General features: G+C 70.8%; 18 protein-coding genes and 1 tRNA gene. 6 read left to right on the top strand and 13 right to left on the bottom strand.

The features are described 5' to 3' along the window. Positions 1 to 86 precede the first annotated feature (86 nt). Positions 87 to 1,403 (bottom strand): aromatic acid exporter family protein, encoded by a 1,317-nt coding sequence (locus tag ACGFWI_RS26705; RefSeq protein WP_393908564.1) that lies wholly within the window; start codon positions 1,401 to 1,403, stop codon positions 87 to 89. Between the two features lie 322 nt (positions 1,404 to 1,725). After that, positions 1,726 to 1,799 (bottom strand) — tRNA-Thr (locus ACGFWI_RS26710). 176 nt (positions 1,800 to 1,975) lie between these two features. On the opposite strand from ACGFWI_RS26710, the gene ACGFWI_RS26715 reads away from it, so the two are divergent. From ACGFWI_RS26715 to ACGFWI_RS26725, 3 genes are all read left to right on the top strand, one after another. Beyond that, the gene (locus ACGFWI_RS26715; protein ID WP_393908565.1) at positions 1,976 to 3,112 is read left to right on the top strand and encodes an ABC transporter ATP-binding protein; all 1,137 of its coding nucleotides are present in this window, start codon (positions 1,976 to 1,978) and stop codon (positions 3,110 to 3,112) included. A 217-nt stretch (positions 3,113 to 3,329) separates the two neighbouring features. Then, positions 3,330 to 3,743 (top strand): hypothetical protein, encoded by a 414-nt coding sequence (locus tag ACGFWI_RS26720; protein WP_393908566.1) that lies wholly within the window; start codon positions 3,330 to 3,332, stop codon positions 3,741 to 3,743. Positions 3,744 to 3,773: 30 nt separating this feature from the next. Next, positions 3,774 to 4,502, top strand: coding sequence for an NDP-sugar synthase (locus ACGFWI_RS26725; protein ID WP_393908567.1), 729 nt, complete (start codon positions 3,774 to 3,776; stop codon positions 4,500 to 4,502). Positions 4,503 to 5,080: 578 nt separating this feature from the next. Here the strand turns inward: ACGFWI_RS26725 and ACGFWI_RS26730 are convergent. From ACGFWI_RS26730 to ACGFWI_RS26760, 7 genes are all read right to left on the bottom strand, one after another. Next, positions 5,081 to 6,724 carry a DoxX family membrane protein gene (locus ACGFWI_RS26730; RefSeq protein WP_393908568.1) on the bottom strand — a complete coding sequence of 548 codons (1,644 nt, stop codon included), beginning with the start codon at positions 6,722 to 6,724 and terminating at the stop codon, positions 5,081 to 5,083. 157 nt (positions 6,725 to 6,881) lie between these two features. Next, entirely contained in the window at positions 6,882 to 7,838 is a 957-nt protein-coding gene (gene rlmB / locus ACGFWI_RS26735; RefSeq protein ID WP_393908569.1) for a 23S rRNA (guanosine(2251)-2'-O)-methyltransferase RlmB, read from the bottom strand. A 128-nt stretch (positions 7,839 to 7,966) separates the two neighbouring features. Beyond that, complete coding sequence (cysS, locus tag ACGFWI_RS26740; protein ID WP_393908570.1) at positions 7,967 to 9,361, bottom strand: cysteine--tRNA ligase; 1,395 nt, start codon at positions 9,359 to 9,361, stop codon at positions 7,967 to 7,969. Positions 9,362 to 9,483: 122 nt separating this feature from the next. Beyond that, a complete protein-coding gene (locus ACGFWI_RS26745) occupies positions 9,484 to 9,888 on the bottom strand; it encodes a PPOX class F420-dependent oxidoreductase (protein WP_393908571.1) in 405 nt (134 codons plus the stop codon). A gap of 223 nt (positions 9,889 to 10,111) precedes the next feature. Beyond that, complete coding sequence (ispF, locus tag ACGFWI_RS26750) at positions 10,112 to 10,654, bottom strand: 2-C-methyl-D-erythritol 2,4-cyclodiphosphate synthase (RefSeq protein ID WP_393908610.1); 543 nt, start codon at positions 10,652 to 10,654, stop codon at positions 10,112 to 10,114. Next, complete coding sequence (gene ispD, locus ACGFWI_RS26755) at positions 10,647 to 11,393, bottom strand: 2-C-methyl-D-erythritol 4-phosphate cytidylyltransferase (protein WP_393908572.1); 747 nt, start codon at positions 11,391 to 11,393, stop codon at positions 10,647 to 10,649. The genes ispF and ispD overlap by 8 nt, the downstream gene beginning before the upstream one ends. A 327-nt stretch (positions 11,394 to 11,720) precedes the next feature. Continuing rightward, positions 11,721 to 12,203 (bottom strand): CarD family transcriptional regulator, encoded by a 483-nt coding sequence (locus ACGFWI_RS26760; protein ID WP_003953493.1) that lies wholly within the window; start codon positions 12,201 to 12,203, stop codon positions 11,721 to 11,723. Positions 12,204 to 13,042: 839 nt separating this feature from the next. Between ACGFWI_RS26760 and ACGFWI_RS26765 the strand changes: the two genes are divergently transcribed. After that, positions 13,043 to 13,687 carry a DUF461 domain-containing protein gene (locus ACGFWI_RS26765; protein WP_393908573.1) on the top strand — a complete coding sequence of 215 codons (645 nt, stop codon included), beginning with the start codon at positions 13,043 to 13,045 and terminating at the stop codon, positions 13,685 to 13,687. Between the two features lie 199 nt (positions 13,688 to 13,886). Here ACGFWI_RS26765 and ACGFWI_RS26770 read toward each other — a convergent pair whose 3' ends face one another. Beyond that, positions 13,887 to 14,567: a response regulator transcription factor gene (locus ACGFWI_RS26770; protein WP_086721180.1), complete on the bottom strand. Its 681-nt coding sequence runs from the start codon at positions 14,565 to 14,567 to the stop codon at positions 13,887 to 13,889. Continuing rightward, the gene (locus ACGFWI_RS26775) at positions 14,564 to 15,832 is read right to left on the bottom strand and encodes a sensor histidine kinase (protein ID WP_393908574.1); all 1,269 of its coding nucleotides are present in this window, start codon (positions 15,830 to 15,832) and stop codon (positions 14,564 to 14,566) included. Before ACGFWI_RS26775 ends, ACGFWI_RS26770 begins: the two co-directional genes overlap by 4 nt. Before the next feature lie 543 nt (positions 15,833 to 16,375). Here ACGFWI_RS26775 and phoU point away from each other — a divergent pair. Further along, positions 16,376 to 17,053, top strand: a complete 678-nt coding sequence (phoU, locus tag ACGFWI_RS26780) for a phosphate signaling complex protein PhoU (RefSeq protein ID WP_393908575.1) — start codon at positions 16,376 to 16,378, stop codon at positions 17,051 to 17,053. 419 nt (positions 17,054 to 17,472) lie between these two features. Here the strand turns inward: phoU and ACGFWI_RS26785 are convergent, their stop codons facing one another. Both ACGFWI_RS26785 and ACGFWI_RS26790 read right to left on the bottom strand, forming a co-directional pair. Further along, on the bottom strand, positions 17,473 to 17,721 hold the full coding sequence (locus ACGFWI_RS26785; RefSeq protein WP_393908576.1) for an SCO4226 family nickel-binding protein: 249 nt from the start codon (positions 17,719 to 17,721) through the stop codon (positions 17,473 to 17,475). A gap of 162 nt (positions 17,722 to 17,883) precedes the next feature. Next, positions 17,884 to 18,645, bottom strand: coding sequence for a phosphoglyceromutase (locus ACGFWI_RS26790; RefSeq protein ID WP_393908577.1), 762 nt, complete (start codon positions 18,643 to 18,645; stop codon positions 17,884 to 17,886). A gap of 279 nt (positions 18,646 to 18,924) precedes the next feature. On the opposite strand from ACGFWI_RS26790, the gene ACGFWI_RS26795 reads away from it, so the two are divergent. Next, the gene (locus ACGFWI_RS26795) at positions 18,925 to 20,349 is read left to right on the top strand and encodes an MDR family MFS transporter (RefSeq protein ID WP_393908578.1); all 1,425 of its coding nucleotides are present in this window, start codon (positions 18,925 to 18,927) and stop codon (positions 20,347 to 20,349) included. Positions 20,350 to 20,414 lie beyond the last annotated feature (65 nt).

Below are 20,414 nucleotides of genomic sequence, written 5' to 3' on the forward strand. Positions count from 1 at the left end.
CCGCACCACGAAGAACAGCCGGCAGCCCTCCTCCCGCCACCAACTGCTCGCACCTCGGAGAACGACCGACCGGCAGGCCTCCCCCGTCAGGCGTCCCGCTCAGCGCGGCGCAAGCTCCGCCCCCTAGCCCTTCCCCATCCCCTTCCCTTCCCCATCCCCATCCCCATCCCCATCCCCATCCCCTTCCCATCCCCTTCCCTTTCTCCCTGGCCGACGTAGCGCCGGAGTACGTCGCAGGTGTACTGGAACTCGTCCATGAGCCGGGTGGATTCGACGACCAGGACCCCGTACGGGCGGGCCGGGTCGGCAAGCGGCAGTTCGGCCCGCTCGGCCTCCTCGGTCACCTGGCGGCACCGTCGCTGCGCGGCGTCCGCCAGCCGACACAACTCCTGAGCCTGCTCGTGGAGACGGTCCTCGTCGAGCGTGCCGAGGACCCGCGTGATCTCGGAGACGGCTTCCAGGAAGTCGGCGTAGCGCCCGAGGAAGGCCCGGTAGGGGTGGCTCTCCTCGACCTCCTGCCACTTGTCCAGGCTCCGCGTGAGCGACGCCACCTGATACAGCGCCCGTTCCAGCGAATCCAGCACCGCGCCGTACCCCTGGAACGTGGTGGGCCCCTGGTGCCGGCCGAAGAGCCGCCGGGGGTTGTAGTAGAGGCTCTCCCGGGCGGTGCGCAGCCCGGACCTGGCCTGCGAGATCAGCTCTTCGGTCTGCGCGGCCCGGGTCCGCCAGTGGTTGCTGCGCTCCGCGTCGAGTTCGCCCTCGCGCAGCGCCGGATGCATGTCACCGACCAGGTCGCACAGTGCATGGGCGAGGGTGCGGATGCCGTGCTCAGCACTGCGGTAACGCATCGGGGGCACCACCGCGACGTTCACCACGACGCCTACGCCGCAGCCGATCAGGACCAGCAGAATGATCTGCCCGAGCTGGGTGACCTTGTCGAGGTCCGAAGTGGCCGAGATATACGTCGAGAAGGCGAAGAACGCCGCCGTGACGACCTGGGAGCCCTGCGACCCGAGTGCCGGCCACCGCCCGATGATCAGCGCGACCAGTGCCACCAGCACGAACGTCGGCAGGTCGGGGCCGACCAGAAACCCCAGGGCGGCCTGCACGGCCACGCCGGTCACCACGGCCCCCACGTAACGCAGCGACTGCACCAGCGACTGGTAGACGGTCACCTGCATGATCAGCACCGCGGAGAACGGCGCGAACGCCGGCGACTGCGCATTCAGCAGGTGGTACGAGATCACCCACGCCACCGTGGCCGCCAGCGTGCTCTTGCCGGTCAGGAGCAGGGTGTCACGCTCGTGGCCCGCCGACCCCCACGCCCGCCGCCACCACTGGCGCGCCCGGTGGCCCCGCCCCTGCTGCGCGGGCCGCTCCCGCCGCCCCTCGCCCTCGGCCATGCCCACACTCCGTCCGTTCCTGCCCCCACCACCCCGTTCCAACGACTCCGCGCCCGTCCCGTCCCGCTACCCGCCGATCGCCACGACATCCACGCCGGAACGGGGGGTCCCTGCTGACCCGTCGCCGAACGCCGCAGGAAGCCACAGAAAGCCCGCACTGACACTCAAGAACGACGCTGCGACGACCGTCGGAAGACCGACCACGAAAACGCCGACTCGACCACGACTGATCCCAACCGACCAGCGGCGCCGAGCCCCCCAAAACGCCAGAAGCCCCAGGCCGCCATTCCCGGCCCGGGGCTTCTTCCCTGTTCAAGCTCAGAGCCCCCTGTCGGATTCGAACCGACGACCTTCGCTTTACAAGAGCGGTGCTCTGGCCAGCTGAGCTAAGGAGGCGTGCGTGAAGCAGTGTACCCAGGTGGGCCGGGTGGAGGTTCCCAAATTCGTGAGTGCTGGGCTACTGACACCGGGGGCCGCCGCGGGTAGCGTCACGGAGAGTCCATATCAGTGGACTACACCACTCCTTTACTCGGATCGTCCGGCACGTTCCTGCCGGTGAAGGGACTTTCACCATGGCTACGGTCACCTATGACCAGGCAACCCGCACCTACCCGGGTTCCGACAAGCCCGCCGTCGACAAACTGGACATCGCCATCGAAGACGGCGAATTTCTTGTCCTGGTCGGCCCCTCCGGATGCGGCAAGTCCACCTCTCTGCGGATGCTCGCGGGGCTGGAGGACGTCGACGGAGGCGCCATCCGTATCGGGGACCGCGATGTCACCCACCTTCCGCCCAAGGACCGGGACATCGCCATGGTGTTCCAGAACTACGCGCTCTACCCGCACATGACGGTCGCCGACAACATGGGCTTCGCGCTCAAGATCGCCGGGGTGCCGAAGACCGAGATCCGGCAGAAGGTCGAGGACGCGGCCAAGATCCTGGACCTCACGGAGTACCTGGGGCGCAAGCCCAAGGCACTGTCCGGCGGTCAGCGGCAGCGGGTCGCGATGGGACGGGCGATCGTCCGGGAGCCGCAGGTCTTCCTCATGGACGAGCCGCTGTCCAACCTGGACGCCAAGCTCCGCGTCCAGACCCGTACACAGATCGCGGGGCTGCAGCGCCGGCTCGGGATCACGACGGTGTACGTCACCCACGACCAGGTCGAGGCCATGACCATGGGCGACCGGGTGGCCGTGCTCAAGGACGGCCTGCTCCAGCAGATCGATTCGCCGCGGAGCATGTACGACCGGCCGGCCAACCTGTTCGTGGCGGGGTTCATCGGATCGCCGGCCATGAACCTGGTCGAGGTGCCGATCACGGACGGCGGCGTGAAGTTCGGCAACAGCGTCATCCCCGTCAATCGTGAGGCGCTGTCCACGGCCGCCGACAAGGGCGACCGGACGGTGACGGTCGGCGTCCGCCCCGAGCACTTCGACATCGTCGAGCAGAACGGCGCCGCCGCGAAGTCGCTGTCCAAGGAGTCCGCGGACGCACCGGCCGGCCTGGCCATTACGGTCAACGTCGTCGAGGAGCTCGGCGCCGACGGCTATGTGTACGGCACCGCGGAGGTCGGCGACGAGGTCAAGGACCTCGTCGTACGGGTCAACGGCCGCCAGGTCCCGGACAAGGGCACCCGGCTGCACGTCGTGCCACGGCCGGGCGAGACGCACGTCTTCTCGACGTCGTCCGGGGAGCGCCTCACCGACTGATACGGGCCGAGGAGCGAGTGAGAGCGGCGGCGGTTCCGGGTCATGCCCGGGACCGCCGCCGCTGCGTGGTCCGGCCATGGCACGGCGCCGCCATAGGGACATAACCGGGCTTTTCGTACCAGTACGTCAACATCGGAACCGCACCGATGAGTCATTGCGTCCCTCGATAAGGTGACCAAATGTCGCCAAATCATCACTCCTCGCTACCATCTCGACCGTGAACTCCGCAGCCCGCCACATCGGCAGAACTCTCGCCCTCGTCCTTCCCGTCGTCCTCGTGCTGTCCGGGACCCTCGCGGTCACCCGCGTCCCGTGGGCATCGACGGCCACCGACTCCCAGGTGCTGACCGCATCCTCCGGAAAGGCCACCAAGGCCGGCTCCCTCGCCCCCGAGGACGCCCTGCGCAAGCGTCTCCTGGTCGAGCTCCAGGAGAAGGATCCGGGCGTCGCCCTGACCCACCTCCAGGAGGCGACCACCAAGCGGCCCTCGCTGGCCAAGCACTGCGTCTCCATCGCCCGTGACCTCGGCCGTGCCGCGGTCGCCAAGTACGGTGCCGCACACCGCGCCCAGGCCTTCTCCCGCCCGGTCTGCGACACCTCCTTCGCCACCGGCGTCGCCGCCGCCCAGTGACCCCCGCTCGCACCGCATAGGGTGCGAACCATGACAGGTGCCCAGCATCCTTACCCCACGCAGGCCGTGGTCCTGGCCGGCGGCCAGGGCTCACGTCTCCGCCCGTACACCGACGACCGCCCCAAGCCGATGGTCGAGATTCCCGGCACCGGGACCCCGATCATCGGCCATCAGCTGAACTGGCTGGCCGAGGAAGGCGTCACGGACGCCGTCGTCTCCTGCGGGCATCTCGCCGGGGTACTCCAGGACTGGCTGGAGCACGCCCAACTCCCGTTGCGCGTCACGACCGTTGTCGAAACCGAGCCGCTGGGCCGCGGCGGCGGCCTCAAGTACGCGGCCCGGTCCCTCCCCCGCCCGGACGAGCCCTGGTACGCCACCAACGGCGACATCTGGACCCGCTTCCCGCTCCGCGAGATGGCCGCCTTCCATCACGAGCGCGGCGCCGAGGCCACCCTCGCGCTGGCCCGCCCCCGCATCCCCTGGGGCGCCGTGGAGACCGACGCGTTCGGGCACGTCCTCGACTTCATCGAGTCGCCGCCCTCGCCGTATCTCATCAACGCCGGCGTCTACGTCTTCTCCGCCGCCTTCACGGAGCTGCTCCCCACCCGCGGCGACCATGAGCGCACCACCTTCCCGCGCCTCGCCCGCGAACGCCGCCTGGCCGGCTTCCCGCTGCCCCAGGGCGCCTACTGGCGCGCCATCGACACCGCCAAGGACCTCACCGAGGCCGCCAACGAGCTGAACGCACACGGGGGTTGAGCCCGGGACGGGGGTTGGACCCGGGACGGGGGTTGAGCCCGTACGGGGTCGAGCGCGCGCGGGAGGTTGTGCCCCTACGGGGATTGAGCGTGCACGGGGGTTGAGCGTGCACGGGGGTTGAGCCCGTACAGGGACTGAGCCCGCACGGGGGCGCGTGGAGCCCCCGCAGGGGCGACGTGACGGCACGGGACGCGTCGGGCCGCCCCAAGGGCGTTGAGCCGGGCCCAGGGGGCACGGAGCCGCATCCAGGGACGTCGAGAAGCGGCACCCCGCGGCGTGCCGCTCAAAGAGGGCCTCAGAGGGGCACCGAGGCCCCGAAGCCGCCTCCCAGCGCCCCGACACGCCCCCGAGGGCCCGCGCCTCTCCCCCTGTGCGTCCGTGTCCGTTCCCCCTGCACCTCCGCGTCTGTCCCGCCGCGGCGCCCGCCCCGCTGCCGCCCCGCCGGCCACGCCCCCGCTGGCCCGCCCTCGATGCCCCCGCACACACCTGTCCCCGACCGCTCCCCTCCCCGTAACGGCCGGTGGATCCGGGCCGTACGGAGAGAGCGGGGCGATCGGGGACAGGTGCGGGGAAGCCGGTCAGCCCAGGAGGCCGCCCAGGGTGTCGCCGCGGCCGGAGTCGCCTCCGGAGCCGCCGGTGCCGGTGCTGCCGGTGCCGGTGGTGCCGCCGCCGGTGCCGCCCGCCGAGGTCGGCACCCGGGTCGGTGCCGGGGCGTGGGTCGGCACGGTCTGCTGGGGTGCGCTGGTGGTCGCTCCCGGCTGCTGGGAGAGGCCGCTGGTGCTGCCCGTCGACCGTCCCGTGCCGGAGGTCGACGCGGACGGCGTGCCGGGCTTGCGGGCCTTGTGCGAGGCGTTTGCCGAGGGCGTTCCGGGACGCGGTGCGGCGCTGCCCTTGTGCCGCTGGCCGGGCCGGGTGGCGTGCTTGCCAGGGCGGGGCAGCGGGGAGCCGGGGAGGTTGTTGATCGCGGGCTCGCCGGGCCGCGGCACGGTCGCGACCGTCGCGGACCGTACGGCGCCGCCGAGCAGCGAGCCGACGAGCAGGGTCAGTCCGGCCACCACCGCGGTCATCACGGCGCCGCGGCGCAGCACCCGGCGCCGCAGGTCGGCCACCTCGACGCGGGGGCCGAGACGCCTCCACGCCTCGCCGGCCAGCCGTCCGTCCATGGAGTAGACGGGGGCACCCGCGATGATCAGCGGGCTCCAGGCGGCGAGGTAGATGATGTCGGGGGCGTCGTAGGCGGGGACGGTGCGCCAGCTGACGGTCATCAGCAGCGCCGCCGAGAGCAGCGCGCCGAAGGACGCGGCGACACGCTGCCACAGTCCGCAGATGGTCAGGACGCCGACCACGACCTGGAGGAAGGCGACGGTCAGACCGGCGCCGACGGGGTGTGAGACGGCGAAGTCCCGCAGCGGCACGGCCAGCGCCCAGGGGTCGAGCGACAGCAGCCACTTGACCATCGAGCCGCGCTCGCCGCCGTCGAAGTAGACGGGGTCACAGAGCTTGCCCATGCCGGCGTAGACGGAGATCAGCCCGAGGAAGATGCGCAGCGGCAGCAGGACGACGCCGAGGTTCATCCGGCGGCCGGGGTAGTACGCGTGCCGCACGCTGTCCGTGCCGCGCCGCTTGCCGCCGGGGTCGTAGTCGTAGTCGTCCCGCGCCTCGAACCGGCCGTCGTCGTAACCGTCGTCGGTGTGGCCGCGGTCGCCGTAGGGGTGGCGGTAGGGCTGGTCGCGGTAGGTGTCGCCGTACGCGCTGCCCACGGGGCGTACGCCGCGCAGCAGATTGGTGTCGGATTCGGCGGGGCCGCGCTGGCCGATCACGGTCTGGGCGGGGGCGTCGCCGAGGCGGATCCGCGGCAGGACCTGGGTCGTGCCGATGTCCTCGCCCGGACCGCCGTCGAGGCCGACGCCCGCGTTGCGGACCGCGTGCAGGAGTTGGGTGGTGGCGCCGGCCGTGCCGCCCGGTTCGGTGCGGCCGCTCCACACCACGGGCGCCCGGCGTCTGGCACCGGCGGCCGAGCCCCCGATGACGGGGATGCGCGCGGTGTCGGCCATGGCGCCGCGCGCCGCGGGCGCGGCGAGCTGTACGCGGAAGCTGGCGTGGTTGACGATGACCTGCGCGGGATCGCACGGCACCTTGACCGAGCTCAGGCCCGGCTCGTCATCGAAGCCCGGCGAGCGTCCCCCCGTAGGCGTGCGGGGTGTTCTGGTGTCCACGCTCATCTAACCGAGTGACCAGCGTTTAAGACACTGCCTTGACCGGGTCGATCTGTCCGAGACCCGTCAAAAGATCACGGGATACGGGAAAGGCGCACAGAGGGTCAGGTCTTGCCCCGGGGTGCGGCACAGGTGCGTACCGACCGCCCCGGGGCATCCGGACTCAGCCGCGGCGGCGCGCCGCTTCCCACAGGACGACACCGGCCGCGACACCGGCGTTCAGCGACTCCGCGCCGCCCGGCATCGGGATCCGCACCCGTACGTCACACGTCTCGCCGACCAGCCGCGACAGGCCCTTGCCCTCGCTGCCGACCACGATGACGACCGGGCCGTCCAGCGCCTCGACGTCCTGCAGCTCCATCTCGCCGTCCGCGGCCAGACCGACGACCATCAGACCGGCCTTCTGGTACGACTCCAGGGTCCGGGTCAGGTTGGTGGCGCGGGCGACCGGCGTACGGGCCGCGGTGCCCGCCGAGGTCTTCCACGCGCCGGCCGTCATGCCGGCCGCCCGGCGCTCCGGCACGACCACGCCATGGCCGCCGAAGGCGCACACGGAGCGGACCACGGCGCCGAGGTTGCGCGGGTCGGTGACACCGTCGAGCGCGACGATCAGCGGGTCGTCGCCGTCGTCGAAGGCAATCGCGGTCAGGTCCTCGGGGTGGGCGTAGTCGTACGGCGGGACCTGCAGGACCAGGCCCTGGTGGTTGAGGCCGTTGGTCATCCGGTCCAGCTCGGGACGCGGCGCCTCCATCAGGTTGATGTTGCCGCGCTCCGAGGCGAGCTGGAGCGCCTCGCGCACCCGCTCGTCGGTGTCGATGAACTGCTGGACGTAGAGGTTCGTCGCGGGCACGCCGTCGCGCAGCGCCTCGAAGACCGGGTTACGGCCGACGACCAGCTCGGATGTGCCCTTGGCGCCGCCGCGCCGCGGGGCCGGGCGGCGCGCCGCGGCCTGCTTCGCCTTGGCGTTGGCGGCGCGGTTCTTGACGTGTCCCTTGCGGTCGGAGGCGGGCGGGGTCGGCCCCTTGCCTTCCAGGCCCCGGCGCCGCTTACCGCCGCTGCCGACCTGCGCGCCCTTCTTGTTGGACGTGCGGCGGTTCCTGCGCTGGCTGTTGCCGGCCATGGGTCACCTGTTTCTTCACTGCTCTCGACGTCTCGCGACGTGGAGTGGGTACGTACGTATGGATTGAGTGTCGCCCGCAGCCACCGTGCGAGGCGAATGCGGGTGGCCGACGAGGCGTGCGGCCGGGGTCAGGACAGCGACCAGCGCGGGCCCGAAGGGGTGTCCTCGATGACGAGTCCGGACTGCTGGAGCTGATCGCGGATGGCGTCGGCGGTGGCGTAGTCCTTGCGGGAGCGGGCGGCCTGGCGCTGTTCGAGGACGAGACGGACCAGGGAGTCCACGACGCCGTGGAGGTCTTCACCGCGGTCGGTGCCGCCGCCGGACCAGCGCTCGTCGAGCGGATCCAGACCGAGCACCCCCAGCATCGCACGCAGCTCCGCCAGCCGGGCCACGGCCGACTCCTTGTCGTCGGCGGTCAGTGCGGAATTGCCCTGCCGGACGGTGGTGTGCACGATCGCCAGCGCCTGCGGGACGCCCAGATCGTCGTCCATCGCCTCGGCGAAGGCCAGCGGCACCTCGGCGGCCGGCTCGACGACCCCAACCTTCTCGACGACGCGCTGGACGAACCCCTCGATCCGCGCGAACGCGGACTCGGCCTCGCGCAGCGCGTCCTCGCTGTACTCGATCATCGAGCGGTAGTGCGGGGTGCCCAGGTAGTAGCGCAGCACGATCGGGCGCCAGCGCTTGACCATCTCCGAGACCAGCAGGGAGTTGCCCAGCGACTTGGACATCTTCTCGCCGCTCATGGTCACCCAGGCGTTGTGGGTCCAGTACGCGGCGAAGTCGTCACCGAAGGCCTTGGCCTGGGCGATCTCGTTCTCGTGGTGCGGGAAGATCAGGTCGATGCCGCCGCCGTGGATGTCGAACGCGGCGCCCAGGTACTTGTGCGCCATCGCCGAGCACTCCAGGTGCCAGCCGGGACGGCCGCGGCCCCACGGGGTCTCCCAGCTGGGCTCGCCCTCCTTGGCCGCCTTCCACATGGCGAAGTCGCGCGGGTCCCGCTTGCCGGTCTCCCCCTCGCCGGACGGCTGGAGGAGGTTGTCCAACTCCTGGTTGGACAGCTGGAGATACTCCGGGAACGACCGTACGTCGAAGTAGACGTTGCCGTCGGCGGCGTAGGCGTGACCGCGCTCGATCAGGCCGCGCATCATCTCGATCATCTCGGGGATGTGGCCGGTGGCACGCGGCTCGTAGGTCGGGCGCAGGCAGCCGAGGGTGTCGTACGCCGTGTTGAAGGCGACCTCGTTCTCGTAGCCGATCGACCACCACGGGCGGCCCTGCTCGGCCGACTTCTTGATGATCTTGTCGTCGATGTCCGTGACATTGCGCACGAACGTGACGTCGTAGCCGCGGTACTCGAACCAGCGGCGCATGATGTCGAAGTTCAGTCCCGACCTGATGTGCCCGATGTGCGGGGCAGCCTGCACGGTCGCACCACACAGGTAGATCGAGACACAGCCCGGCGTGAGCGGGGTGAAGTCGCGAATCTGCCGGGCGCTGGTGTCGTACAGGCGAATCGTCACGGAACCAGGGTAGTCGGAACGAGGCAGTGCCCCGCGACCCATTGGGCCACGGGGTGACGTATCCGTCATCGGCGTCCGATTCGCCGGAAGTGTCGCCGTGTCCGGAGCGGTCGCGGGGACCGTCAGATGCTGCCGACCACCTTGCGCGGGGTGATCCGGACGACCACCCGCTCGGAGTCGTCGGGCGCCGCGGGGTTGAAGTCCGCGTACGCCTTGCCGGTGTACTTGCGCGAGAGCTCTTCGATGAGCTCCTGCCCGCCCTCGGTCGTGAGCGAGGCGGAGCCGCGCACCTCGGCGTAGGTGTACGGGGCGTCGAAGGGCTGGACGACGACCGAGACACGGGCGTCACGTCGGAGGTTGGCTTCCTTGCGCCGGCCGACGGTCGTCGAGAACAGCAGGTCGTCGCCGTCCCGCTTCACCCAGACCGGAGAGACCTGGGGGCTGCCGTCGGGCTGGACGGTGGCCACGGTCACGAAGACCGGAGTGTCGAGGAGATTCTTGAGGTCGTCGGACAGGGTGGCAGTCACGAGGGGTCCTTCCTGCGGGCCTTCCGGGGACACGAATACTCCGATCCTCCCCCCAACACCCGTACGGCGCCCGCCATTCCCACGCCACACGGGGGAACGGCGGGCGCCGCACGGGGAGCGCCGGACGCGCGCCCGCCGGGTCGGACCGCACGGAACGTTCACCTTTCCGCGCGGAGCTCTTCGGACCCGTGCGGAACCAGGTCACCGACCGTACGGAACCTGTTCAGGCCGTACGGAAGACGAGCGCCGTGGCCACCGCGGCCAGGCCCTCGGCGCGGCCGGTCAGGCCCAGTCCGTCCGAGGTCGTGCCGGAGACCGAGACCGGGGCGCCGACGGCCGCCGACAGGGCCTTCCGGGCCTCGTCCCGCCGCTTGCCGACCTTCGGGCGGACGCCGATGACCTGCACCGCGACATTGCCGATGGTGAAGCCCTCGGCCCGTACGATCCGGGCAGCCTCGGCCAGCAGCGTCACACCGGAGGCGCCGGACCACTCGGGGCGGCTGGTGCCGAAGTGTGCGCCCAGATCGCCGACGCCGGCCGCCGAGAAGAGCGCGTCACAGGCGGCGTGCGCGGCCACATCGCCGTCGCTGTGGCCGGCGAGTCCGTAGCCGTCGCTCTCCGCGGTGTCCCAGAGCAGCCCGGCGCACCACAGCTCGCGACCCTGCTCGAAGGCGTGCACGTCCGTGCCGATGCCGACGAGGGGGACGGCGGTGAGCGCGACGACCGGGGCGGGGCCGGCGGGCTGGGCTCCGGCCTGCTCAGACATAGCCATCGGTGGCCCTCCTGCGGGCGAGTACGGCCTCGGCCAGGACCAGGTCCAGCGGCCGGGTCACCTTGAACGCTTCCTCGTGGCCCGGGACGACCACGACCGGCGACCCGAGCCGTTCGACCAGCCCGGCGTCGTCGGTGGCGCCCTCGCCCTCGACGACGGTGTCGTGCGCCTTGCGCAGGGTCGCCAGGTCGAAGCCCTGCGGCGTCTGCACGGCGCGCAGCAGGGCCCGCTCCGGGGTGCCGACGACCGGTTCCGGGGTGCCGTGCGGCTGCGGGTCGACCTGCTTGACGGTGTCGGCGAGCGGCAGCGCGGGGACGACGGCGGGCGCACCGCCGCGTACGGCGGCGACCACCGCGTCGACCGTGTCGACCGGGACCAGCGGCCGCGCGGCGTCATGCACCAGCACGACATCGATGGTGTCCGGGAGGGCGGCCAGACCGAGCTGTACGGACTCCTGACGGGTGTGCCCGCCGGGGACCACCTCCAGCTCGGTGCGCTCGGCGAGCGGGTGCTCGTGAAGGAGGCGGCTGACCTCGGCGGCACCGTCGGGCGGGGCGACCACCACGATGAGCGAGACGGCACGAGAGGCGGCCATCGCGCGGACGGCGTGCACCAGCATCGGGGTGCCGCCCAGCGTGCGCAGCGCCTTGGGGGTGCCGGGGCCGAGCCGGACACCGCGGCCGGCGGCCGGGATCACCGCGGCGGTGCGGTTCGGGCGGGAGAGATCTGACATCGATGGCTCCGGAGTCCGGGGCGAGCCCGGAATTGGCGCAGACAGGTTTGTTTCCTCGGGGGAGGTGGGTATGGCCTCAGCGTGCCGGGCGCGATGCCTTGACCGGACCCTTCCGTGACATCGGTCGAGGCAGCTGCCCGGGCCCGGCACACCACAGGGGGGCAGGCGCTTGTCGGCCCCGCAGGTCACACCCCGTACGTCATGTCGCAGCAGCAGATATGCCGCAGCGCCCGGCAACAGACCGCTTCACTGGGGAAACGGTCGTCACTCGGGCACCGCGGCATTGCTACGTCGTCGCTGCGTTGGATTTCGCCAACGCACACGTCGTCAGGACGCGAGTACCTCGTCGAGCAGGGCCTCGGCCTTGTCCTCGTTGGTGTTCTCCGCGAGGGCGAGCTCGCTCACCAGAATCTGGCGCGCCTTCGCGAGCATCCTCTTCTCACCGGCGGACAGCCCGCGCTCACGCTCACGCCGCCACAGGTCGCGCACCACTTCGGCAACCTTGATCACGTCGCCGGAAGCGAGCTTCTCAAGATTTGCCTTGTAGCGACGGGACCAGTTCGTCGGCTCTTCGGCATACGGTGCACGAAGCACCTCGAAGACCCGGTCCAGCCCGTCCTGACCAACCACGTCGCGAACGCCGACGAACTCCGCATTGTCCGCTGGCACACGAACAGTCAAGTCGCCCTGGGCGACTTTCAGCACCAAGTAGGTCTTGTCCACGCCTTTGATCTGGCGAGTTTCGATGGCCTCGATCAGCGCGGCCCCGTGATGGGGATAGACCACGGTGTCGCCAACCTTGAACGTCATGTGACAGGTACCCCTTCCGTGGCTATCCATGCTAACACGGGAACGGGCCGTTCTGAATGGCGTTTTCGCAGGTCAGGGCATATCTCGGGGCTTGACAACAGCGACCGGAACGTGCTGCGAAGGGCCTCTGGAGACGGGTATTCGCAGGTCGGAGGGGCTGCACGGGTGAGCGGAAACATGCCCGTCACGTGTCGGGAACCCGGTGATCGACAGGCCGAACGTCCCGTTTTGGGTGGATCCACATGAGCGAGTTCCGCTACTCCGTTCGGCTGCTCCTGGACCTCTCGGACCGATTCCCGAATTGATCACGAGTCGGGGTACTGAACAGTGTGATCAATTCCGCGAGGCCTTCACATTCCCAGCGAATACTGCTTTTCCCCGGGGAGAAACCCATGGGTCGCCACCCGAACGGCCGCTTGCCGAAAATTCCTTCCCTGTTCTTGAGGAACGATCCCGGTGAGTTGATCCCGGCGGGTGATCTCGATGAGCGGGCTCGCCGAACCTGCCTCTCGGTTGCGTGTCGCGGTCTGCGTTCTCCGGCGCGTTCTGCCGGCCGCTTCTCGGCGGCTCTTGAACCACGGTCAGTTTTCCGTCCGCGATCCCGCTTCCGGGGCGGGGGAACGGAACCCGGGCAGCGGTGGCGAGGGCGCTGATCGCGTAGGGGGCGGGTCGGGTGCGGCGGCGCGAGGACGGCTCGGTAACCTAGCGGCGCTGACACACCCTTAGGGCGGCTTTACGCACCCGTCGTCATGACGCGTACGCAGTGCCGCCCCAGCCGCCCATCCGCGACCGGGCACGCACGTTCGGCCGCCGTAGCTCGTCAAGGAGATGCCGCCGCCGTGAGCCGCAGCCTTCGACGCGGCGTCCTCGCCGCTACCGTTCTTTCGCTCTCGATCGCCACGCTGTCCGCGTGCGGGGCGGGGAACGACGCCCAGACGCTGCAGGTCGAGCCGGACAACGCCGCGACCTCAGTCGGCGACATCAAGCTCCAGAACGTCACCGTCATCACCCAGCCCGATGTGAACGCCAAGGGCCCGGCCGTGGTGGCCGCGACGGTGTTCAACAACGGTGCCAAGGACCAGAAGCTGACCGCGATCTCCGTCGACGGCACCGGCCAGTCGGCCAAGCTGTCGCCCGTCGGCGGTGGCTCGGGCGCGGTCTCCGTGCCGGCCGGGGGCTCCGTCGTGCTCGGCGGCAAGGGCAACGCCTCGGCCGTCCTGGCCAGCGGCCGCGAGGCCGTCAAGGACGGGAACGTGCAGCCCCTGACGTTCACCTTCAGCGCCACCGGCAAGGTGAAGACCAGCGCCTATGTCGTCCCGGCGAAGAACTACTTCCAGGGCTACGGCCCCTCGCAGCTGCCGCAGCCGTCCGGCTCGGCGTCTCCGTCCGGCTCCGCCAAGCCGTCGCAGTCGGGCAAGCCGTCCGAGTCGGCCGGCCCGTCCGGCTCCGGCACGCCCTCCGCGTCGGCGCACAGCGGTCACTGAAGCCGCCCGCCGCGAGGGCGGGCCGGCTGTCACGGTCAAGCGTCAGGGGCGCCCGTCCGATCCGGAGGGGCGCCCCTGAGGCGTACTACCGCGGCGCACGAGCGGTCACCGCCGAGCGGTGGGTCACCGCTGAGCGGCGGAGGGCTCGCCGTTGGGGTGCGAGGAGCTCACTGCTGCGGTGCGCGTGGCGTGCTGCTCTTTACGGCTCGAACTTGTAGCCCAGGCCACGGACCGTGACGAGATAGCGCGGTGCGCCCGGGTCGGGCTCGATCTTGGCGCGCAGCCGCTTGACGTGCACATCCAGGGTCTTGGTGTCGCCCACGTAGTCGGCGCCCCAGACCCGGTCGATGAGCTGCATCCGGGTCAGCACCCGGCCGGCGTTGCGCAGCAGCATCTCCAGGAGGTCGAACTCCTTCAGGGGCAGGTCGACCTTGCCGCCGGAGACCGTGACGACATGGCGGTCCACGTCCATACGGACCGGGCCGGCCTCCAGGGCCTGCGGGGTGACCTCCTCCGGCTCGCCGCGACGGCGCATCACGGCGCGGATGCGGGCGACCAGTTCGCGGGAGGAGAAGGGCTTGGTGACGTAGTCGTCGGCTCCTATCTCCAGGCCGACGACCTTGTCGATCTCGCTGTCCTTGGCGGTCACCATGATGACGGGGACGTTGGAACGACCCCGCAGTTGGCGGCAGACCTCGGTGCCGGGCAGGCCCGGCAGCATCAGGTCGAGCAGCACGAGGTCGGCGCCGTTGCGCTCGAACTCGTCCAGTCCGTCAGGGCCCGTGGCCGCGATGGCGACCTCGAAACCCTCCTTGCGGAGCATGTACGACAGTGCGTCGCTGAACGATTCCTCGTCTTCGACGACAAGCACTCGGGTCACGGAAGGACCTCCGGGGCTGGGTAAGCAGGAAGCGGATCGTTGAAGGTCTCGTACGGGCGGTCCTCGTCGTCGAGGCCCTCCCCGGAGGGGTCGGCGGGCCGTTCGCGGTCGCGTACGGCACCGGCTTCCGGGAGACGCAGGGTGAAGGTGGAGCCCTGTCCCTCAGCGCTCCACACCGTGACCTCCCCGCCGTGCGAGGCGGCCACATGCTTGACGATGGCGAGGCCGAGTCCGGTCCCGCCGGTGGCGCGCGAGCGCGCCGGGTCCACACGGTAGAACCGCTCGAAGACGCGGTCCCGGTCCTTTTCGGATATCCCGATGCCCTGGTCGGTCACCGCGATCTCGATCAGGTCGCCGCCGGGCGCGGAAACATGGCGTCCGGCGATCCCGACGCGGGTGCGTGCCGGGGAGTAGTTGACGGCGTTCTCGACGAGGTTGCCCAGGGCCGCGGCGAGCTGGCCGCGGTTTCCCCAGACATGCAGGTCGGCGGTACCGCCGACGGCCATGGTGATCTGTTTCGCGCCGGCCTGCTGGCGGCAGCGGTCCATCGCCTCGGCGACCAGCTCGTCGACCCGGACCGGCTCGGCGTCCTCCAGCGGGTTGTCGTTCTGCACCCGGGAGAGGTCGATGAGCTCCTGGACGAGGTTGGTCAGGCGGGTGGCCTCGTTCTGCATCCGGCCGGCGAAGCGCTCGACGGCCTCGGGGTCGTCGCTGGCGTCCATCACGGCCTCGGAGAGCAGCGACAGGGCGCCGACGGGCGTCTTGAGCTCATGGCTGACGTTGGCCACGAAGTCGCGGCGGACCGCTTCTATCCGGCGGGCCTCCGTGAGGTCCTCGACCAGCAGCAGGACGAGCCGGGAGCCGAGCGGAGCCACTCTGGCGGAGACCGCGAGTGCCTCGCCGCGGCCGGTGCCGCGGCGCGGCAGATCCAGCTCGACCTGGCGTATCTCGCCGTCCCTGCGGGTGTCGCGGGCCATCTGCATCATCGGCTCGACGGCGAGCTTGCCGCCGCGGACCAGCCCGAGGGCGTAGGCGGCGGAGCTGGCCTTGACGACGGCGTCGGCCTCGTCGAGGACCACGGCGGAGGAGCGGAGCACCGAGAGCACGGTGTCGACCCCGGGCGGCAGCACGGCTTCCGTGTGCAGTGAGGTACGGGTGGGCTTGGCCTGGTCGCGCTCACTCCAGCGGAACGCCAGCATGGCGAAGACACCGGTACAGAGCCCGGCGATCGCAGCCACTGCGGCGACGGCCGCGTCCACGTTCATGACTCCAGGTTATGCGCCCGGTCGGACACTTCCCCAGCCGTGCGGGGCTCTGCTCGAACAGCCGTCGCCCAGAGTTCACCGTGACGTCCGCGCTGGTTCACTCCGGAGGCGGGTGCGGGGCGTGCGGCTGCCCGGCGGATGTCCCTAGGGAAACCGGCGCGAGCACCCTGCCGCTCCGGCGCCCGGCCAGGTGAACGGCGTGACCGCCCCCGGGGCAGTGGATGCGTCGCCCAGAGTTCACCTTCACGTCGGCGCCGGTTCACGCTCGGTGGCACCGCAGGTCGCGCAGTACCCGCAGGGTGACGGTGCGGGTGCCGGACCGGTTCCGCACCGACGCGCGGCCGGACACCCTGAGCGACCGAGGGGACACGGCCCTTCTGGAGCACCGGCACCGCGGAGTACCGGCTCCGTGGAGGCACCGCCCCAACGGGGTACGGGCCGCGCGGGCACCGACCGTGAGAGCGTGGGCACAGGTCACCCTGCACCCCGTTCCACCTCCCACCCCACGCCACACCACCACATCGATGCGAGAGAAGGTCACAGATGCGGGACGCGTACCACGAGGAGCTGGATTCGATCGGCGAGGGCCTGGTCGAGATGGCCCGGCTCGTCGGCTCCGCGATCGGGCGCGCCACCACGGCGATACTCGACGCGGACCTCAAGCTGGCCGAGAACGTCATCGCCGCCGACGAGAAGGTCGACGACCTCCAGCGCGATCTGGAGGCACGCGCGATCGCGCTGCTGGCGCGGCAGCAGCCGGTCGCCACCGACCTGCGGATCGTCGTCACCTCGCTGCGGATGAGTGCCGACCTGGAGCGCTCCGGCGACCTGGCCCAGCATGTGGCCAAGCTGGCCCGGCTGCGCTTCCCGGAGACGGCCGTACCGCGCGATCTGCACGCCACCATCCTGGAGATGGGGCAGCTGGCGCAGCGCCTGATGGCCAAGGCCGCCGAGGTCATCATCACCAAGGACGTCGATCTCGCGCTGCAGCTGGAGCAGGACGACGACGCGATGGACATGCTGCACCGCACCCTCTTCCAGCACCTGATGGACGACCGGTGGAAGCACGGCATCGAGACGGCCGTGGACGTGACCCTGCTGGGCCGCTACTACGAGCGCTTCGCGGACCACGCGGTCTCCGTCGCCAAGCGGGTCGTCTACCTCGTCACCGGTGAGCACGCCGACGAGATCGCCCCGCCGACGGCGGTGGAAGGCGCGTAACCGCGGCAGCGGGAGGAGGGCGCGAGTCCGCCCCGTGAGCCGCCGTGCGCCGTTGACGTGTGCCTCTACGCGCCGTTGACGCGCCTTGTCTCCCGGGCTTGCAATGGGCACCAGGTGACCCCTAGGAGGCAATGCATGGCACCCATGGCGGACTCCCCCAACCCCGCGCCCGACGCCCCGACGGCCGTCGAGCGTCCACGGCTCCCCCTGCTCGGCGCCTGCGGCTGCGGCTCCGGCTGCAGCTGTGGTTGTCAGTCGGGTGGACCGTGCCAGTGCGGCGGCGGCTGCTAGCGACCGTCACGGACCGCGCCACTACGGCACAGCGCCACTGCGGCCCCGACCGGATGATCTTCCGGTCGGGGCCGCAGCCGTGTTCCGGAGCTGCCGGGCCCTCCCCGCGGGGCCGTCCGCGGAGCCGATCACATGGTGACGGACAGCGGATGGATCTCGTCCGCTTTATGGCCGGTGCGCTCGTGGATGCGCTGCACGGCTCCTGCCGAGGGCGCTTCCGACAGACAGAAGACATCGCCCGAGTCGGTGTCGGCCCAGGCGTGTTCGAAGGTCACGCCTTCCTCGCTCTGGATGGCGAGGTCGGCCTGGTGCGCCGCGTTGAGCTGGTCGGGCGTAAGGCCCTTCATCCCGCGATGGATGTCCATGAACTTGGGCATCGGGCTCATCCTTCCGGTTGCAGACGAATGCGGCCCCTCTTCCATGCTGCATCCCCCGGCCCAGCCCGCATCTACAGACACCGGCCGCCACCACGGCGCACCACCACGCAAAGCCCCCCGCCGGCGGCGAAGCCGCAGACGGGGGGCGTGCAGTGCGGGGTGTTACTTCTTCTTGCCCTGGTTCTTCACTGCCTCGATGGCGGCCTTGGCGGCCTCCGGGTCGAGGTAGGTGCCGCCGCGCTTGACCGGGCGGAAGTCGGCGTCCAGCTCGTAGGCGAGCGGGATGCCGGTGGGGATGTTCAGGCCGGCGATGTCCTCGTCGGAGATGCCGTCGAGGTGCTTGACCAGGGCGCGCAGCGAGTTGCCGTGGGCGGCGACCAGGACCGTCTTGCCGGCGCGGAGGTCCGGGACGATGCCGTCGAACCAGTACGGGAGCATGCGGACGACGACGTCCTTGAGGCACTCCGTCTGCGGGCGCAGCTCCGGCGGGAGGCCGGCGTAGCGCGGGTCGGAGAACTGGGAGTACTCGGCGTCGCGGTCGAGCGCGGGCGGCGGGGTGTCGTACGAGCGGCGCCAGAGCATGAACTGCTCCTCGCCGAACTCGGCCAGGGTCTGCGCCTTGTCCTTGCCCTGCAGCGCACCGTAGTGGCGCTCGTTCAGCCGCCAGCTGCGGTGGACCGGGATCCAGTGCCGGTCGGCGGCGTCCAGGGCCAGCTGCGCGGTGCGGATGGCGCGCTTCTGGAGGGAGGTGTGCACTACGTCAGGGAGCAGGCCGGCGTCCTTGAGCAGCTCTCCGCCGCGGACTGCCTCCTTCTCGCCCTTCTCGTTGAGATTGACGTCCACCCAGCCGGTGAACAGGTTCTTCGCGTTCCACTCGCTCTCGCCGTGGCGGAGGAGGATCAGCTTGTACGGTGCGTCGGCCATGGCGTCGAGCGTAATCCAAGTCCGCACAGCGCCTTGCGCGGGTCCAGGACCTGGGCATCTCGGTGCGGTTTGACGCTTCCCGTCAAATGAGTGGCGGCGGGGACTCCTTCATATGTAGGTTGCGCATGTCGCTTGCACCACTTACATCCCGGAGTCGGACGTACCCACCCGCCCCTCCGTACGCACCGCTCACGTGCGCCCGCGCCCGTCCGCATCGCCACCACTCCGCCCGCTCGCCTCCTTCCGCGCACCGCATCACCACTCAACGGGGGAACTGTCATGTCCGCATCCATATCGAGGCCCTCCGGACCGGCCCGGCTCAGGCAAGCCGCCAGGGAGAGCGTCTCCGGTCTCCCCCGGCAGTTCTGGTGGCTGTGGACCAGCACCTTGATCAACCGGCTGGGCGCGTTCGTCGCCACCTTCCTCGCCCTCTATCTGACCGTCGCGCGCGGCTACTCGGCCTCGTACGCGGGACTGGTCGGTGCGCTGTACGGCCTCGGCGGAGTGATCTCGTCCGTGGGCGCAGGGGTGCTGACCGACCGGCTCGGCCGCCGGCCCACCATGCTGATCGCCCAACTGTCGACGGCAGCCTCCGTGGCGCTGCTCGGCTTCATGGAGAATCCGGTCGCCATCGCGGCGGTGGCGGGCGTGGTCGGCATGGCGACCAACGCCTCCCGCCCCGCCGTACAGGCGATGATGGCGGACATCGTCGCCCCCGAAGACCGCGTCCGCGCCTTCTCCCTCAACTACTGGGCGATCAACCTCGGCTTCGCCGTCTCCTCCACCGCCGCCGGACTCATCGCCCAGCACGGCTACTTGGCCCTCTTCCTGGGCGAGTCCACACTCGTGCTGGCCTGTGCGCTGGTCGTCTTCTGGAAGCTCCCCGAATCGCGCCCCGCCGCGGGCGCACCGGACGGCGCCGACGGCGCGGCCCACGCCCCCGTCTCCATGCGGACCGTCCTGCGCGACGGCCGCTTCATGACCGTCGTCGGCCTCAACCTGCTGCTGGCCCTGCTGTTCCAGCAGGCCTATGTCTCCATGCCCGTGTCGATGGGTCGGGACGGCTTCTCCAGCGCCGACTTCGGCCTGGTCATCGCGGTCAACGGCGTCCTCATCGTGCTGCTGCAGATCCCGGTGACGCGCTTCATCGAGCACCGCAGCCCGGCCATGCTCCTCATCGGCTCGGCGCTGCTCGCCGGTTACGGCTTCGGGCTGACCGCGCTGGCGGGCTCGGTCGCCATGTACGCGGTCGCCGTCACCGTCTGGACCCTCGGCGAGATCATCAACTCCCCCACCCAGATGGGCCTGGTGGTGCGCCTCTCGCCGCTGCACGGCCGCGGCCGCTACCAGGGCATGTACACCCTGTCGTGGTCCATCGCCTCCCTGGCGGCCCCTCTGCTCGGCGGCGTGGTGATCGACCACTACGGCGCCGATGCGCTGTGGGCCGGCTGCGCCGTCGTCGGCACGGTGGCGGCCATGGGCTACGGGCTGCTGCTGCGGAGCCTGCCGGGGCGGACCCGGGCGGGGAAGGTGGCCTCGTCCACGGCAGCGGGGGGCAACGCCACGGCGGAGACGGCCGGGACGGCGCCCTCTCCGGTGCCCGGCGCGGAGACCGGGGCGGTGCCCGGCGCGGAGACCGGGGCGGTGACCGGGGCGCCCGCAGGGGCGAACGAGCCGGCGGGGGCCGGCGAGCCGGTGGCGTAGGGGGACGCGCCGCGGCGGCACCGCAGCGGCCGCATGCGCCCCGGCAGGTCGGGGACCGGTCCGCC

It is taken from the genome of Streptomyces sp. NPDC048434, from assembly GCF_043200375.1.
In the GTDB taxonomy this organism is placed as follows: Bacteria; Actinomycetota; Actinomycetes; order Streptomycetales; family Streptomycetaceae; genus Streptomyces.

Bases quoted from the DNA above. Each gene is read 5' to 3' on its own strand.
- ACGFWI_RS26785 (WP_393908576.1), bottom strand. From the start codon at position 17,721: ATGCCCAAGTTCATGGACATCCATCGCGGGATGAAGGGCCTTACGCCC.
- ispD (WP_393908572.1), bottom strand. From the start codon at position 11,393: ATGTCAGATCTCTCCCGCCCGAACCGCACCGCCGCGGTGATCCCGGCC.
- ACGFWI_RS26795 (WP_393908578.1), top strand. From the start codon at position 18,925: ATGTCCGCATCCATATCGAGGCCCTCCGGACCGGCCCGGCTCAGGCAA.
- ACGFWI_RS26775 (WP_393908574.1), bottom strand. From the start codon at position 15,832: ATGAACGTGGACGCGGCCGTCGCCGCAGTGGCTGCGATCGCCGGGCTC.
- phoU (WP_393908575.1), top strand. From the start codon at position 16,376: ATGCGGGACGCGTACCACGAGGAGCTGGATTCGATCGGCGAGGGCCTG.
- ACGFWI_RS26790 (WP_393908577.1), bottom strand. From the start codon at position 18,645: ATGGCCGACGCACCGTACAAGCTGATCCTCCTCCGCCACGGCGAGAGC.
- ACGFWI_RS26730 (WP_393908568.1), bottom strand. From the start codon at position 6,724: ATGAGCGTGGACACCAGAACACCCCGCACGCCTACGGGGGGACGCTCG.
- ACGFWI_RS26715 (WP_393908565.1), top strand. From the start codon at position 1,976: ATGGCTACGGTCACCTATGACCAGGCAACCCGCACCTACCCGGGTTCC.
- rlmB (WP_393908569.1), bottom strand. From the start codon at position 7,838: ATGGCCGGCAACAGCCAGCGCAGGAACCGCCGCACGTCCAACAAGAAG.
- ACGFWI_RS26705 (WP_393908564.1), bottom strand. From the start codon at position 1,403: ATGGCCGAGGGCGAGGGGCGGCGGGAGCGGCCCGCGCAGCAGGGGCGG.
- ACGFWI_RS26725 (WP_393908567.1), top strand. From the start codon at position 3,774: ATGACAGGTGCCCAGCATCCTTACCCCACGCAGGCCGTGGTCCTGGCC.
- ACGFWI_RS26760 (WP_003953493.1), bottom strand. From the start codon at position 12,203: ATGACGTTCAAGGTTGGCGACACCGTGGTCTATCCCCATCACGGGGCC.
- ispF (WP_393908610.1), bottom strand. From the start codon at position 10,654: ATGTCTGAGCAGGCCGGAGCCCAGCCCGCCGGCCCCGCCCCGGTCGTC.